The following is a 15864-nucleotide window of genomic DNA, read 5'->3' as shown; positions in this document are numbered from 1 at the left end:
AGAGTGGCTCTGTAAAAATGGAACAGGGGCGATATAAAAGGCTCGACAAAAAGATTGCTGGGATATTGTCGGGGATATGCCCCGGTTGTCGTTTATAGCCGTCATGGGTAAACGTTTTCACAAAACAAAGTCGAATTATTGCGAAGTGATTGCCGGGGGGCTCGTTGGCGAGTTTTAAAGCGAGAGCGGCGTTGCGCCTGGTGCCGTCGTCAGGTGAGGGAACAGCGCAACAATCAGATCGCGACACGATCGAAACTCTGTTTCTCGAGTATCGAGGAGTGCTGCGGCACTATGTGTCGCGGATGTTACCTGGCGCTTATCAGGAGGCAGAGGTCATCCTGCAGGAGACCTATGTCAAACTGCTTGGTCTGAAAAATCTGCAGCCCTTGCGGGAAAATCCCCGGGCCTATCTCTTTACAGTTGCCACAAACCTGGTGCGCGATAGCCTGCGCCGGCATATGCGACGAAAAACGGACTTCCACGAGAGTTTTGAAGAGCGGGAGCACGAGAGCCGGGAGCCATCTCCCCAGGGTAATGCGGAATGGCAACAGAGTCTGCAACAGTTGAAAAAGGCGCTGCTGAAACTCAAGCCGATGACACGCAAGATTTTCCTGTTGAGCCGGTTTGAAGAAATGACCTATCCCGAAATTGCTGCGGCGCTTTCCATCAGCACCCGCAGTGTCGAGCGCCATATGAGCACCGCCCTGAAGCACCTGCAATCCGAATTGAATGAGTTGTTATGAGTCGAACTGAAGTTGTAGATGAGTCCATCAGGGCAGCGGCCGCCGAGTGGTTTGCGCGGCAGCAGAGCTCGGCCATGAGCGCAGGGGATGTGGACGCTATGGAGCAGTGGCTTCAGGAGGACACCCGGCACCGCCTGGCGTTCGCGCAGTGCCAGCAGCTGTGTCTGATGAGCGATATGCTGAAAGATGATCCGGAACTTAATCAGGGGCTCCCGGAAGTGCGCAAGGCTGTGCGTCGGCGCACCCGCTGGCGTTGGATAAGTGGAGCTGCCGCGGTGGTTCTGGTGGCCGTATCGGCAGTTCTGATACAGCAGCACTATTCGGTCGACTACTATCAGACCGCAATCGGTGAGCAGCGCGTGGTACATCTGCAGGACGGCTCTACCCTGATGTTGAATACCAATAGCCGTGTGGGAGTGCGATACGCGCGCAGGGAACGCGGGTTAATACTGGAGAAAGGCGAAGCTTTTTTCATGGTGGCAAAGAATCCCGCGCGCCCGTTTGTGGTCAATGTGCAGGGTTCCGAAGTGCGTGCGCTGGGAACGGCATTCAATGTGGCTTTGCGGGAAGGCGATGTACAGGTCGCGGTTACGCAGGGTGTTGTTGAGGTGAAAGCCCGAGATCGTTCCGGTCATCAGCGGCCGCTGGCCAGAATGCTCCCCGGGCAGGGGGTGCGCTACCGCCTGTCGGAACCGGGGGAGAACACCGGTGTGATACCGATCAATCTTGAGAAAGTCACGGCGTGGCAAACCAGCCGAATCTATTTTGACGATGAGCGCCTGGAAGATGCCATTGCCGAATACAACCGCTATACCACCCGTAAAGTAGTGCTGGTGGGCGACGGTCTGGCGGATGAGCGCATCAGCGGTGTGTTTAATATCGGTGATGCGGATGCGCTGGCTTTTGCGTTGGAGCAGGGCCTCGGCGCCCGGGTCAATAAAAACGAGCAGCGTATCCTGGTGTTGCCCGCTCTTCCTGATCAGGAAATTTCCGTGGAAAAGTGATGGCTGGCGATATTGAAGCCTTCGCGAAGATAAAACCGGTGTGCGGGAAAACGCTGTACGCCGGAATCCAGATGTATCTGGGTGCAACCTATCTCCTTCCCGTATTCTCTAAGCCAGTTGATCAACAGGCTGCCTGCACCGTGGGAGCGATACTGTTCGTCGCTCACCAGGTCATCCACATAAATATGTTTCCCCCACGCCAGTTTTTCGCTGACTACAAAACCGGCCACGCACACTAACTCACCATTTTTACTCGCGGCGGCCAATCGGTACCCCGATGCCTGCTGTTTATGAATTTGTGCAACCAATCCGCTCATGTCAAATTGGGGGCGGAGTTGCAGCAGTAATTTTGCTGCGGCGATTACATCGTCAGCGGCGGATATGAGTTGCACATGCATTGTTCGGGCACTCTCGAGTGGGAAGTGGTGGCTGCGAAGAGTACATCATCATTCGGGCCAATAAAAAAGGCGCCCAGTTGGGCGCCTGAAAAGGTGACAGCTCGATGCTGATGGGGGAAGGTTAGAACGACAAGCGCGCGCCCAGGCTGTAGCGAGGACCGTTTTCGTAAAAGCCCACTGGAATGCCGTCGGCGGTGCGCATGTAGATGATTTCGTTGGTGAGGTTCACCGCGGTCAAGAAAACATCCACGTTTTCGCTCGCCATCCAGTTGGCGGTGGCATCCCACTGGTCGTATTTATCCGTGACCAGCTGGGAGCCGGAAGTGAGGCCGCCGTAGGATTCGGAGCGCATGTTGTAAGACAGGCGCAGGCTTACCACGTCGTTTTCGTAATAGCCGGAGGCGTTGAACTGGTCGCGGGAGTTACCCGGCAGTTCCAGCTTGGAATCCGGCACCTTGGCGTCAGTCCAGGTATAGTTGCCGAGTACACCGAAGCCGCTGCCGAAGTCGTGCTGCACCTGCAGTTCGATACCCTGAATATCCGCGCCATCGTCCGCGTTATACGGGCGGGTAACGTTGATACTCTGACCGTCGATTTCTTCGACTTGGGTGTTTTGAAAAACAAAGGTGCTCAACGCCTTGTTAAAGTAAGTCGCGGCGAGCAGGCTGGCATCACCGAAATACCATTCGGCGCCGAACTCAAACTGGTCGGCAAAGATCGGGTCCAGCATGGGGTTGCCTGCGGTAGCAGTGCCGCTGGTGGCATTGATGACGATATTGGAACTCAGGTTTTGGAACGTCGGACGAGCCATGGCCCGGGATGCTGCCGCGCGCAGGATTATCTCTTCCGAGAGATCGTAGATGACGTTGACGCTGGGCAGGGCCTCGCGGTAGCTGCGGCTGACAGATCCGCGTGCGCCATCAATGTAAGCGTGAGAGGTCTGATCCGTTTCCACCAGGCGAACACCGAAATTACCGCGTAGCGGACCATTTTCGAACTCGGCCTGTGCATAGGCTGCGGTAATATCTTCGTTGATCTTGTAGTAGGCTCTCTGGTCTTCCGAGTAAGTCATGGCTCCGCTATCGAGAATGCTGTCCACTTTCTCGCGGGCGAGCCCCTTGTCCAGGAAGGCGTACTGGGTGAGAGAGCCGCTGGTTGCGCCTTCTCCATGCAAGCTTGGGCTGGCCCCTCGCGAGACATCCGCGAGAGTAATGGCGTTCAGGGCAGCAACCTGATCGGCAATAGCCGGGTTATTCACGTCCACGGAGCCATTCTGGCGGTTGTTCTCGATGGTGTGGTCACGCAGCTTGAGGCCGGTTTTGATCGAAGTGATAAAACCCACTTGTACATCGAAGCTGGCGTCGGCCTGGAAGTAGGTTTCCTCGTCTTCCATGACCCGTACCCAGTCGCGCAGGTTGGCGGCGTTCAAGTGCAGTGCAGAGCCGTCCAGGGTATCAATACCCGGGAAACTGAATTCGTTGGTGCTGGGCCCGAAGTTCAGGTCTTCCGCGGCATTACCTTCAAACCAGTAGTTACGGTCCAGTGTGCTGCCACCCTCGGCTGTGGTATTACCTGCTTGCAGGTGCAATTGCCAGGAATCACCTTCGTAGTCACCAGACAGGTCAACGACTTCCGATTCCACAAAGGACTCACGCACGATGGGCTCGTCCGCGACACCGATGCTGTCCGCATTTTCAAAAACACCGCCGACCAGAGCCTGATAACCGTCGCTGGTGGGGATAAATACGGGATCTGTTACTGCATCGCCATTGGGAATCTTGTAGCCACCGGCCACAAACAGGTAATTCTGGTTGCTGTTATCCATATCCATGTCGGAACCGACATAGTTCATGGCCAGATCCCAGCGATCATTCGGGCGGAACTGCAGGGTGACATTTGCGGTATCGCGCTGGCGATCCTGCTGAAAGATGGCCGAACCACCACCCCAGGGCACATACACGTCTTCGGTGACATTGCCGTTCTGGTCCGTTACATCGTAAAGATCGTTGGTGGGGAAAACTTCCAGACCATCGCGGCGCATGGTGCGCTGCTGGCTGTTGAATGAAGCCAGCAGACCGAAGGTTTCGGCCTCATTTTTCCAGCTCACCAGACCGGAAACCTGTGGATCCCATTTGTCGGGCAGCTCGCTGTAAACGCCCTCTGTGGATAAGTTGATGGTCATCGGGTCGAGATCCATCGGTTTGCGGGTAAGTACATTCACCATACCGCCGATGCTGCCCTCATCGTGGCGGGCTTCCGGGCTTTTATATACTTCCAGTGCAGAGACCAGCTCGGAAGCGAGAATGGAATAGTTGAAACCGCGGCTGGGGTTGTCGTTGGCCCACCAGTATGCGGAGGCGACGTTCTGGCCGTTCATCAGTGTACGGTTCAGCGTGCTGTCGGTACCGCGCACGAAAATATCACGGCCTTCCCCCCAGATGCGATCTACGGAAATGCCTGGGATTCGTTGCAGGGAATCGGCGACGTTCTTATCGGGGAATTTGCCGATGTCTTCAGAGCTGATGGCATCGACGATAGACGTTGCATCGCGCTTTACATCCAATGATTGCTGCAGGGCACCGCGAATACCGGTAACCACAACTTCTTCAACGGTGTTGCCATCGCTGGCTGTATCCTGTGCCTGTAACGCTATGGGTAGCAGCGCAATTGCACTGGCCAGGAGGGATTTCTGAAAAGTGTGCGAGCGCGATCGTTGCATGGGTTTCTCCATTCTATTGTTATTTGAATTGGCGATTTCTTACGTCAAAGCACAGGTTTCGGCGCACGAGGAATATGTCGCGGCCGAGACCTGTATAAATGTGAACGCCAGATATGGAGAATTCCCGACAGAACGTCGAAATTTTTTCAGGCATAAAAAAAGCCGGCACATGGCCGGCTTTTTTAAAAAGAGTCGGGCGATCAGCCTTCTTCTTTCAGGTAACGCTCGCGGGAAGCCATAACTTCTTTGCGCGCGGCATCAGCATCGGCCCAGCCGTCTACTTTTACCCACTTGCCTGCTTCCAGGGCTTTGTAGTTTTCGAAGTAGTGCTCGATCTGCTTGAGCAGCAGCTCCGGCAGGTCGCCGATTTCGTTGACGTGATCGTACAGCTTGGTCAGCTTGGTGTGCGGTACCGCCAGCAGCTTGGCGTCTACACCGGATTCGTCGGTCATGTTCAGTACGCCGATCACGCGGGAGCGGATTACGGAACCAACCATTACCGGGTAAGGCGCTACTACCAGTACGTCCAGGGGGTCACCGTCTTCAGACAGGGTCTGGGGTACGTAGCCGTAGTTGGCCGGGTAGAACATCGGGGTGGCAACGAAACGGTCTACGAATACCGCGTCTGCATCCTTGTCGACTTCGTACTTGATCGGATCGTGGTTGGCCGGGATCTCGATGATTACGTTGATATCGTTGGGCAGGTCTTTACCTGGGGAAACCTTGTCGAAGCTCATTGCTGGTCCTGACTTGTGTGTGATCGAAAATTTGGAGCGCGGATTATATACCCAGAGTGGTTACTAACATAGGTCTCTATCGCTCTGGTTGAATTTTGATCAGGCTGGGCGTGCAGCCGGCGGGCTGCGGTAAATTGACTATGCTGTGGAATACGGAATGTTCCCGGTATTGCCTGTGGGGTTTCAGGACACCGGACAGTCAGAATAAAGGAACCCGCACATGGACGAATCCACGGAGCTGCCTTCGTCAGCTTCTCTCTCATCTTCTTCCCCCATGCCGGCCCAGTCCGGAACTGCCAGTGCGTCGCTCGCGCCGCGTCAGGTATCCAGCGTGGCAGACGCCAAACGGATCGTTGAGGCCCGTGGATTGAGCCATGTGAAGGTGGGCCTGTTCGATAACGACGGCATCATGCGCGGCAAATATATGAGCCGCGAGAAGTTCTTCTCGGCGCTCGAACACGGCTTCGCCTTTTGCGATGTGGTACTGGGTTGGGATGTTCAGGACCAGCTCTACGACAACACCCGCTATACCGGGTGGCACACCGGCTACCCGGATGCGCCAGTGCGGATTCTGCCGGAAACCTGCCGGGAGGTACCTTTCGAAAATGGTATGTTGCTGTTTCTCGCCGAGTTTTCCGGCGCGGCGGAGGCGGTGTGTCCCAGGGCCCTGCTGCGGCGGGTGATCGAGCGCTGTGAACAGGCCGGTTTCGTTCCCTATGGGGCCCTTGAGTACGAATTCTTCATGTTCGAGGAAACCCCGGACAGCGCCCGCGCCAAAGGCTTCCGCAACCTGAAGCCCTTTACGCCGGGCTGGTTCGGCTATTCCATGATCCGCAATTCCGTGCATGCGGATCTCTACCACGAGATCCTTGAACTGGCCGAGCGAATGGACTTTCCCATCGAGGGGCTGCACACGGAAACCGGGCCGGGGGTACTGGAAGCGGCCATTACGGTGGATAACGTCGGGGCGGCGGCAGACAAGGCGGCCCTGTTCAAAACCTTTATCAAGATTCTCGCCGAGCGCCGCGGGCTGATGGCAACGTTTATGGCCAAGTGGTCCAACGACTGGCCCGGCCAGAGCGGGCATATCCACCTCTCCCTGCGCCAGCGAGATGGCAATCGCTCGGCATTTTTTGATGGCGACCAACCCCACACTATGAGCGAAACCCAGCGTCAGTTTCTCGCAGGGCAACAGCGCCTGATGCCCGAGTTTTTGTGCCTGGTGGCACCGACCATTAACAGTTACCGGCGCATGATCCCCGGCTTCTGGGCGCCCACGGACGCGACCTGGGGGGTGGAAAACCGCACCGCCGCACTGCGGGTGATTCCCGGCAGTGACAAGTCCCAGCGGCAGGAATACCGCCTGGGTGCTGCAGACGCCAACCCGTATCTGGCATTGGCCGTAGCCCTTGGATCCGGGCTTTACGGTATCGAACAGCAGTGGCAGCCGGGCCCGCCGGTGCAGGGAAATGCCTATGCGGATACCCAACCGCCGGAGCTGGCCCTGCCGCGCACCCTGTGGGATGCAGCCCAGCGCCTGAAACAGTCCGAGGCGGCCCGCGACCTGTTCGGCGATGCGTTTGTCGAGCACTTTGCTGCTAGCCGCGAATGGGAAGAACGGGAGTTCCGCCGGCATATCAGTGATTGGGAATTGCAGCGCTACTTTGAAATCATTTAAGGGAAGATATGGAAAAGCTGCGTTGTATTTCGCCAATCGATAACAGTGTCTATACGGAGCGCCCAATTGCTGGCGAGTATGAAATCCAGGACACCCTGAGTCGCGCCCGACGTGCCCAACCTGCCTGGGCGCGGTTGCCAGTTGTGCAAAAGGCGGCCCTGGTCAACGGCGCGGTGGCGTGGCTGCTGGAGAAAAAGTCGCAATTGGCAGAGGAAATCTGTTGGCAGATGGGGCGACCAATTGCTTATGCCGCCGGAGAAATTGACGGCCTTGCCGAGCGCGCCCGGTACATGGCGGAAATTGCAGAGATGGCGCTGGCGGATATTTCCCTGCCAGCCAAACGCGGGTTTACCCGCTTTATCCGCCGGGTGCCGTTGGGCACTTCGCTGGTCATCGCGCCGTGGAATTATCCCTACCTCACTGCGATCAACGCGGTGGTGCCGGCATTAATGGCGGGTAACAGTGTGATACTGAAACACTCGGCGCAAACGCCCCTGTGCGCAGAGCGCCTGGTGGAGGCTTTTCGCGAAGTGGGGATTCCTGAAGGCGTCTTCCAGTTCCTGCATCTGGATCACCGGGATGCTGAGCAGGTTATTATCAACGGCGATGTGGATCATGTGGCTTTTACCGGGTCAGTGGCGGGTGGCGCTGCGATAGAGACGGCGGCCGCAGGACGGTTTCTTTCCCTGGGGCTGGAACTGGGAGGCAAAGATCCGGCCTACATCCGCGCCGACGCAGACATCGATCACGCGGTGGCGTCGGTAGTCGATGGTGCTTTTTTCAATTCGGGGCAGTCCTGTTGCGGGATCGAACGCGTCTATGTGCATGAATCGCTGTTTGACGACTTTGTACAGAAGGCCGTGCCATTGGTGGCCCGATACCGCCTTGGGCGCCCGGATGATCCCGAAACAACCCTGGGTCCTCTGATCCGGGCCAGCGCCGCAGACTTTGTTCGCGACCAGATTGATGAGGCCGTGACTCAGGGGGCGCAGGCGCACATTGACGGCGGCGCGTTTGAATTGGACCAGCGGGGCAGTCCGTACATGGCCCCTCAACTGTTGACCAATGTTTCCCACAGTATGCGTATCATGCATGAGGAGTCCTTCGGCCCGGTTGTGGGGGTAATGGCAGTGGCGGACGATGAGCAGGCCCTGGCGCTGATGAATGACAGTGAATATGGATTGACTGCCGCCATCTATTCCCGCGATGAAGAGGCGGCCGTCAGCCTGGGGGATCGGCTGCAGACCGGGACGGTATTCCTGAACCGTTGCGATTATCTGGATCCGGCACTGGCGTGGACCGGCGTGAAAAATTCCGGCCGTGGCTGCACGCTGTCGAGTGTTGGTTTTGAACACGTGACGCGACCAAAATCCTTTCATCTGAAACGCGAGACCTAGGCTGCACACATGAGTGACAAGCGCTTTACCTGCAACTGGAACTACCCCACTGCGATGCACGTCGGCGCCGGACGAGTAGCGGAGTTGCCCAACTTGTGCAGGGAGATGGGAATGGCAACGCCGTTACTGGTCACCGATCCCGGCCTGGCGGCACTGCCAGTGATGCAGCGAGTTGTGGAAAACTGCCTGACTGCGGGTATACCGACGACGGTCTTCAGCGAAATCAAAGGCAACCCGACTGGCAAGAATGTGCACGACGGCGTAACCACATTTCGGGCGCACGGCTGCGATGGTGTTATCGCCTTCGGTGGTGGCTCGGCTCTGGATGCTGGCAAGGCTATCGCCCTGATGGTAGGACAAACGCATCCGATCTGGGATTTCGAAGATGTGGGAGAAAATTACCTGCGGGTAAATGTTGCGGGAATGGTTCCGGTTATTGCTGTGCCGACCACGGCGGGTACCGGATCAGAAGTAGGGCGTTCCTCGGTCATTACCGACGAACAGGCAAAGCTGAAAAAAATTATTTTCCACCCGCGCATGCTGCCAGAGCTTGTATTACTGGACCCGGAACTGACCGTGGGATTACCACCGCACATTACTGCGGCCACTGGAATGGACGCGCTTTCCCACAACCTGGAAGCCTGGTGCGCGCCCAATTTCCATCCCATGGCTGAAGGCATCGCGCTGGAGGCAATGCGACTGATCAGTGTGAACTTGCCGAAAGCGTTCGCGGATGGCAGTGATCTCGATGCGCGTATGCAGATGCTGGTGGCCTCCAGTATGGGGGCTACCGCATTCCAGCGGGGTCTGGGTGCCATACATGCGCTGGCACATCCACTTGGCGCGCTGTTTGATGCGCATCACGGGCTACTGAATGCGATTCTGATGCCCTATGTACTGAAAGCGAATGAAAAAGCGATTCAGGAAAAAATGCACCGGCTCGGGCGCTATCTCGACCTGCCTCTCGAGGGGTTCGGCGGTGTACTCGAATGGGTGCTTGAACTACGTACTGAATTGGGCATACCGCACAGCCTGGCCGAAATCGGTATTGATATTGAAATGGCTGAACTTGTGGGGCAGCTGGCGGCGGCTGATCCTACGGCCGCAAGCAATCCGGTCCCTCTTACTGCGCAGGATTACCAGGCATTGTTTATTAGGGCCTGTTCAGGTGCCCTGTCTGAGTAGATATCGATTTCCTCATACCCCTTGGGGTCTTTAGATTGGCTCTAGTGGGCTATATCCTCTACTGGGGTTGAATTAAACGGCGTGAAATTTTCCCTTTAACCGTTCCAGCCCGGGTTTCCTGTTGGCCGGCGTGATTAAATCTTATATAAGAGGGGAAAACAGGAAAAAGGCTGCCAGGGGCAATAGGTAGCGGTCTTTCTCAATAACATACGCTGGTGGGGGATATGGATCGTCGTTTATACCACTTGGATTTTTTACGGGCATTTATGCTCTTTCTTGGGGTCTTCTATCGCTCCGCTCACGCGGATGCCGGAGCTGGCGATTACGATTTCGTTCGGGATGCTTCCGGGGCGTTCAGGATGGCCTGCTTTTTTATCATTTCCGGCTATTTTTCGGTGTCGCTACTGGAGCGGAAAGGCAGTTTTTCGTTTCTTAAAAGCCGAACTATCATGTTGCTGACCCCGGCACTGTTCTGTATAGCTTTTTTGGTTCCGATCACAAATGACTGGATGCTGGCCTACTATGCCAATGAAGGGGCAGAGAGCAAGTTTGAGGTATTCTGGCAGCAGCACGCCTGGTTTTTGATCGTTTTACTGATGTTTACCTTGCCACTTGCCTTTGTTGTTCGGTGTGTACGGAACTCGGTACACTGGTTGTCGCGGTATATGTCATTAACAATAGCGAGAATTACACTGTTTTCCGCTGTTGTTCTGGGTTGTATTTTATTTAAAAAGTTTGTGGTTTCCGGTTTTGTCTGGAGTATTCCGTATAGCCATTTATATGGGTATTCGATTTGGTCAGCGAGTACGTATTTTCCCTATTTTATACTCGGGGTATTTATGTACCTGTGGCGGGATGTCTACGTCCGATTCAATACTGGATATCCGATGTGGGGTGTCATTGCTTTGGCTATAGTCTTTGGGCTTATTTATCTGGAAAGTGTTGGCCTGAGCCTGGATGTGATCAGTAAAGAATCCCATGTCCAGCATGGAATTCTCCTGTTTTATAAATACGCGGTGGCAATCGCGATTTCCTTATTCCTGTTTTCTGTATCCGCGCGGTTTCTCGATAAAGATTTTTGGATCGTCCGCATAATGGCCCAGTCGGCCTATACGGTATACATCGTTCACTTTACTCTGGTTGCCTGGTTTTTGCTGATGCTGCAAGAGGCTGGAATGTCCATGAATGCCAGGATGATGCTTTCAGCTCTTGCAACCTGTGTGGTAGGTGTTTTATTTCACTATCTGGTGGTGAAGAAGGTCAACATGGCTTCGTTGTTGTTCAATGGAAAACTAAAAGTTACAGGTCGAGCTGGCGAACCGGAGGCAACTATCAGCGCTTCATAGAAGCTTCATAAATTCTTTGATTCTTTCAGTTGTGGTGCAGATTTTTAAATTGGTACGTATGTTCTCGTTGTGTCTGTGTTGTCATGTTGTTGCCTTGAACTCTTCACCAGCCTGTCACCATAACTTTTCCCAGTGTATGCATCATTCTGCGATCTGATCATTCTTCTCGCGATATTTTTCATACAAGGGTAAAAGTGAATGCAATTCACCAAATGGGTGGCGGTTCCCGCTGCACTTACATCTCTATTTTTCAGTGCGGGCGCAAGTGCTCAGCTGATTTTTTCTGAATATATTGAAGGCAGCAGTAATAACAAAGCTCTGGAAATTTATAACGCTTCAGAACATGCTGTCGACCTGAGTGAATATTCCATTCAGGTATTTTTTAACGGCGCTGCCGTTTCTGGAGCCGATATCCCACTCGGTGGAACCCTGGAGCCCGGGGCGGTGTATGTACTTGCCCACTCGAGCGCAGTGGATTCGATCCTTACCGCTGCCGATCAACTTTACGCTGGGGGCCTGTTTAACGGTGACGATGCAGTTTTACTTATTGGGCCGGGCGGCGTTGAAGACGCGATTGGACAGGTGGGCGTTGATCCTGGCAGCCAATGGGGCGATAGCGGCCTTGGTACTCAGAACCAAACGCTGATACGCATTGGCGATATTGTCAGTGGGCGTACCGATGCCGAGACCGTATTCGACCCAGCGCAGGAATGGGCTAGCCTGGGCCTGGACGATTATTCCAGTCTTGGTACACACAACGGTAGTCATGGTGGAGATGATGACGATGGTACCGGAGAAGATTCAGGCTCCGTAGCTGGAGCCTGTGGTGATCCCGCAACCCTGATCAGTCACATCCAGGGTACCACTGGCGCGAGCCCTCTGGTGGGCGAGTATCATCAGGTGGAAGCGGTTGTGGTCGGCGTTTTCCAGAACGTTGATGACGCACTGGGTGGTTTTTTCCTACAGGAGGAAGATTCGGACCAGGACGGCCATGATTCGACTTCAGAGGGGCTATTTGTATACGACAACGGCTTCGGTGTAGGTGTGCAACCCGGTGACCAGGTGCGGGTTGGTGGTGTGGTAAAGGAGTATTATGAACTGACCGAGCTGGCTTCGGTCGATCAGGTTGCCGTGTGTGCTGGTGGCCACAGTGTCACGGCTGTGGAGCTGAGTCTTCCGTTCGATAACATCAGTGCAGCGGAAAAAGTAGAAGGCATGCTGGTAACGTTGAGTGACAAACTCACCGTCAATGACACCCACAACCTGGGGCGCTATGGTGAAGTGGTTCTTTCCAGTGGCCGCCGCTATATACCGACACACAACAGTGAACCCGGTGCTGCCGCATTGGCTCAGCAGGCGGCAAACACGCTGAACCGATTAATTCTGGACGATGGTTCTTCCGTACAAAATCCCGAAATAATTCCCTATCCCGCGCCGGAGCTCAATGCTGGCAACAGCCTGCGAGTGGGTTCTACGGTAGAAAACCTGCGCGGCGTCATCAGTTACAATTTCGGCGCTTACCGCCTCCACCCGGTGGAAACACCGCAATTCGAGCATGAAAACGCACGCTTGAGAACTCCGTTGCTTCCCGGCAATGGCAGTCTCAGGGTCGCGAGCTTCAATGTGCTGAATTACTTTAATGGGGACGGTGCGGGCGGTGGATTTCCGACGGCTCGCGGTGCCACCAGCGAGGCCGAGTTCCTGCGGCAGCGCAAAAAAATCATTACCGCACTTCTACAAAGTGGAGCGGATATTATCGGCCTGATGGAACTGGAGAACGACGGCTACGCCCCGGGTAGTGCCATTGCCGACCTGGTTGCGGGCCTCAATGCCGCCGCAGGCGAAAACCTTTACGCATTTGTGGATCCCGGTCTTGAGCAACTGGGTGGTGATGAAATTGCCGTTGGGCTGCTTTATCGCATCGACAAAGTTTCCCTTGAGGGTGCTGCTTCCACACTGGATACCTACCCGTTTGACTCGGCCAGCCATCTGAATCGCCAGCCGCTGCTACAGGTATTTCGTGAACAGGCCACCGGGGAAACGCTGGCGGTGGTCGTTAATCACTTTAAATCCAAGGGCAGTTGTCCGAATGACGGCGGTCTGAATGACGACCAGAACGATGGACAAAGCTGCTGGAACCTCGCGCGTACACAGGCGGCAGACGCGTTGACCAGTTGGCTGGGGGGATCGGTCGGGAACGGTCGAGTATTGATGCTCGGTGATCTCAATAGCTATGCACGGGAAAACCCGATCACCACTTTGAATACCGCAGGCTATACCGACTTGCTCGCGCAGGTCGAAGGCGATTCGGCATATTCCTACGTTTATAGCGGCGAGTCTGGATATCTGGATTACGCGCTGGCAAACGAGGCGCTGCTGCCGCTGGTGACTGGCGTGACCGCCTGGCATATCAACGCCGACGAGCCCCGAGTACTGGATTACAACGTTGAATTCAAAACGCCTGCACAGCTGGAAAGCCTGTATGCCGCAGATGCGTTCCGCGCATCCGATCACGATCCGGTGATCGTAGAGCTCGATTTGGCCGCCGGCAACCAGGCACCGCAGGCGAGCTTTACCAGCCACGGGCGGCACCGGCGCATCCAGTTTTGGGATACCAGTATGGATAGCGACGGCGAAGTCGTGGCCTGGCATTGGGATTTCGGCGATGGTGCAACCAGCAGCCAGCGCCATCCCTTGCACCGCTATCGGAAAGCGGGGCGCTATACCGTCACGCTGCAGGTTTCGGACTCTTCCGGACAGCAGGCGGAAAGTACGCAAATAGTGTCAATTCGCCGTAATTCCGGGCGGTGGGGAAGGTAAGCACCTGTACTTTTATGGGTGAAACCCGGGCAGATGTGGCTGGTGATTTGGTCAGGTGCCAGCACCAGCCAGTTGCGCGGTGAGGGTGCGGGATCGAGAACGGATTTCCTGTTCAATTTGCGGGGTGCGCAGTGCACCACTGGAGTGCTGTACCGCGTACCATAGCAGGGTCAGGTAGCTGTAGATCAATTGCCAGTGAGCCAGCCGTGCACAATCGCTTTGCGAAGCCGGGCGTTGTAAATACTCGCTGAGTAGCTGGCGCTGTTGGTCCTGTGTCAGAGCGTGACCGTCGGAGATGACGGCGAGATCGTAGAAAGGATCTCCGGTAGCCGCGTACTCCCAATCGATGGCATAGAGCCTGCCATCATCGCCACAAATAAGGTTTTCCGTTAGCAGGTCGTTGTGGCACAGGGTATTGCCCGGATTCAGGGTATTGGCTTTTTCAATATGCGGCTGTACGGCGTGTCGGAGCGATTGCAGTATGGTTTGGAATTCGGATCGCGGGCTTATCGATTCCCAGTAGTGCGCGATCTTTTTTTCGATATCCAGGGTCGCTTCAATCCTGGGTAACTGGTGGATAGCGCGTAACAGCCGGGCGAATTTTGTCAGGGCTGTGGAGTCATTTTGATTCCAGGGTTCACCCGGAATATAACGGGTAACCAGATAGCGGTATTCGGGATCGCAGTACACCAGTGGCGCGCACAGGCCATCGCTATCGGCCAGCCGCAGAGCCTGTTCTTCGGCGCTGCGGTTCAGGTCGAGCTCTGCACTGATTGGCGAATTCCAGCGCAGCACAACGCGGCCAGGATCACTGGCCAGCAGGAAGCTACGGTTGGTCAGTCCGCTGTTGAGTGGGCTGATCGGTACGGGTTTGCTATTGCTCCAGCGTGACCAATCTTCAGGAATGATATCAGTTGCACTGAGCGTCATGGGCGCTTGCCGCTACTAAGTTCCCATCGGCTTGCTGTTGCCGGAAGAGAGTAAGCCACTGGAAATAACCGATGATCACCAGCACCACATATACTGCGAACAATAGGGCCGTGAGGTAGAGTTCTCGGTCGATATACAGATAGATCGCCGCGCCGTCCACCACAATCCAGTAAAGCCAATTCTCCAACACTTTGCGCGTTACCATGTAGGTGGTGACCACCGCGCCCCAGGTGGTGAACGAATCGAGATAGGGGAGCGCTGCATTGGTGTAGTTATCCAGTAGATAACCGGCGACCAGAGTCAGCAGGCCGATGACCGTGAATACAGTGAGGTGTGTATTGGCCGACCAGCGATGTATATGCAAATCTTCCTTATCATCTTTCTTGTGCCTCCACTGCCACCAGCCGTAAACGGCAATGAGCAGGTAGAAAATCTGCAGGGCGGACTCCATCAGCAGGCTCACATCCCAAAAGAGGAAAAGGTAAATTGCGGTGCTGGCGAAGGCTGCGTACCAGCAGTTGATATTTTCCCGCATGGCCAACAACAGGTACGCGAGCGCGAGCACCACCGCGGCCAGTTCCCACAGGGACATGGCCGCATAGGCTGCAATGATGGACTCGCGCACTTCGGGGCTAAACATCGCTGTTGCCCGTTGCCGCCGGACTCAGGTTCCCATCGATAAACTTGCACACAAAAATGGCGCGACCAAATTGTTCGTAGGACACGCGCATTTCGGCTTTCAGTGTGTCCATCACCAGGTCGTAGTCACCGAATACCTGGGTACTCATAGTGTTGGTCAATACCTGCAATTGCGGATGCTGATTCAGGCGATCGATAAAACCCTTGATGGCTGGAATGTACTCGTCTTTTAACGGATACAGGCTGATCTCCACTGAAAGCTGCATTG

The 15864-nt window shown here is 55.3% G+C and carries 13 protein-coding genes; 7 read left to right on the top strand and 6 right to left on the bottom strand.

The features are described 5' to 3' along the window. Positions 1-164: 164 nt before the first annotated feature. Positions 165-743: an RNA polymerase sigma factor gene (locus LC093_RS14365; protein WP_226666118.1), complete on the top strand. Its 579-nt coding sequence runs from the start codon at positions 165-167 to the stop codon at positions 741-743. Beyond that, the gene (locus tag LC093_RS14360; RefSeq protein WP_226666115.1) at positions 740-1747 is read left to right on the top strand and encodes a FecR family protein; all 1008 of its coding nucleotides are present in this window, start codon (positions 740-742) and stop codon (positions 1745-1747) included. The genes LC093_RS14365 and LC093_RS14360 overlap by 4 nt, the downstream gene beginning before the upstream one ends. Here LC093_RS14360 and LC093_RS14355 read toward each other — a convergent pair. The 3 genes from LC093_RS14355 to ppa form a co-directional block, all read right to left on the bottom strand. After that, positions 1723-2145 carry a GNAT family N-acetyltransferase gene (locus LC093_RS14355; protein WP_226666113.1) on the bottom strand — a complete coding sequence of 141 codons (423 nt, stop codon included), beginning with the start codon at positions 2143-2145 and terminating at the stop codon, positions 1723-1725. The genes LC093_RS14360 and LC093_RS14355 overlap by 25 nt on opposite strands. Positions 2146-2266: 121 nt before the next feature. Beyond that, a complete protein-coding gene (locus LC093_RS14350) occupies positions 2267-4864 on the bottom strand; it encodes a TonB-dependent receptor (RefSeq protein WP_226666105.1) in 2598 nt (865 codons plus the stop codon). Positions 4865-5064: 200 nt separating this feature from the next. Then, positions 5065-5601, bottom strand: a complete 537-nt coding sequence (ppa, locus tag LC093_RS14345) for an inorganic diphosphatase (protein WP_226666103.1) — start codon at positions 5599-5601, stop codon at positions 5065-5067. A 220-nt stretch (positions 5602-5821) separates the two neighbouring features. Between ppa and LC093_RS14340 the strand changes: the two genes are divergently transcribed. The 5 genes from LC093_RS14340 (at position 5822) to LC093_RS14320 (ending at position 14027) form a co-directional block, all read left to right on the top strand. Beyond that, the gene (locus LC093_RS14340) at positions 5822-7279 is read left to right on the top strand and encodes a glutamine synthetase family protein (protein ID WP_226666100.1); all 1458 of its coding nucleotides are present in this window, start codon (positions 5822-5824) and stop codon (positions 7277-7279) included. 8 nt (positions 7280-7287) lie between these two features. Further along, positions 7288-8676, top strand: a complete 1389-nt coding sequence (locus LC093_RS14335) for an aldehyde dehydrogenase family protein (RefSeq protein ID WP_226666098.1) — start codon at positions 7288-7290, stop codon at positions 8674-8676. Between the two features lie 9 nt (positions 8677-8685). Beyond that, entirely contained in the window at positions 8686-9861 is a 1176-nt protein-coding gene (locus tag LC093_RS14330) for an iron-containing alcohol dehydrogenase (protein WP_226666096.1), read from the top strand. 224 nt (positions 9862-10085) lie between these two features. Then, entirely contained in the window at positions 10086-11207 is a 1122-nt protein-coding gene (locus tag LC093_RS14325) for an acyltransferase family protein (RefSeq protein WP_226666093.1), read from the top strand. A gap of 198 nt (positions 11208-11405) precedes the next feature. Further along, positions 11406-14027, top strand: a complete 2622-nt coding sequence (locus LC093_RS14320; protein WP_226666090.1) for an ExeM/NucH family extracellular endonuclease — start codon at positions 11406-11408, stop codon at positions 14025-14027. 51 nt (positions 14028-14078) lie between these two features. Here LC093_RS14320 and LC093_RS14315 read toward each other — a convergent pair whose 3' ends face one another. Genes LC093_RS14315 through LC093_RS14305 form a run of 3 tightly spaced genes read right to left on the bottom strand, consistent with a single transcriptional unit; the run spans position 14079 to position 15862 of the window. After that, positions 14079-14957, bottom strand: a complete 879-nt coding sequence (locus tag LC093_RS14315; RefSeq protein WP_226666079.1) for a choline kinase family protein — start codon at positions 14955-14957, stop codon at positions 14079-14081. After that, entirely contained in the window at positions 14938-15597 is a 660-nt protein-coding gene (gene pnuC, locus LC093_RS14310) for a nicotinamide riboside transporter PnuC (protein WP_226666065.1), read from the bottom strand. The genes LC093_RS14315 and pnuC overlap by 20 nt, the downstream gene beginning before the upstream one ends. Then, complete coding sequence (locus LC093_RS14305; RefSeq protein ID WP_226666064.1) at positions 15590-15862, bottom strand: YkoF family thiamine/hydroxymethylpyrimidine-binding protein; 273 nt, start codon at positions 15860-15862, stop codon at positions 15590-15592. Before LC093_RS14305 ends, pnuC begins: the two co-directional genes overlap by 8 nt. Positions 15863-15864: the final 2 nt, after the last annotated feature.

Source organism: Microbulbifer aggregans (assembly GCF_020524005.1).
Classification (GTDB): Bacteria; Pseudomonadota; Gammaproteobacteria; order Pseudomonadales; family Cellvibrionaceae; genus Microbulbifer; species Microbulbifer aggregans_A.
This window is presented reverse-complemented; position numbering and strand designations above follow the sequence as displayed.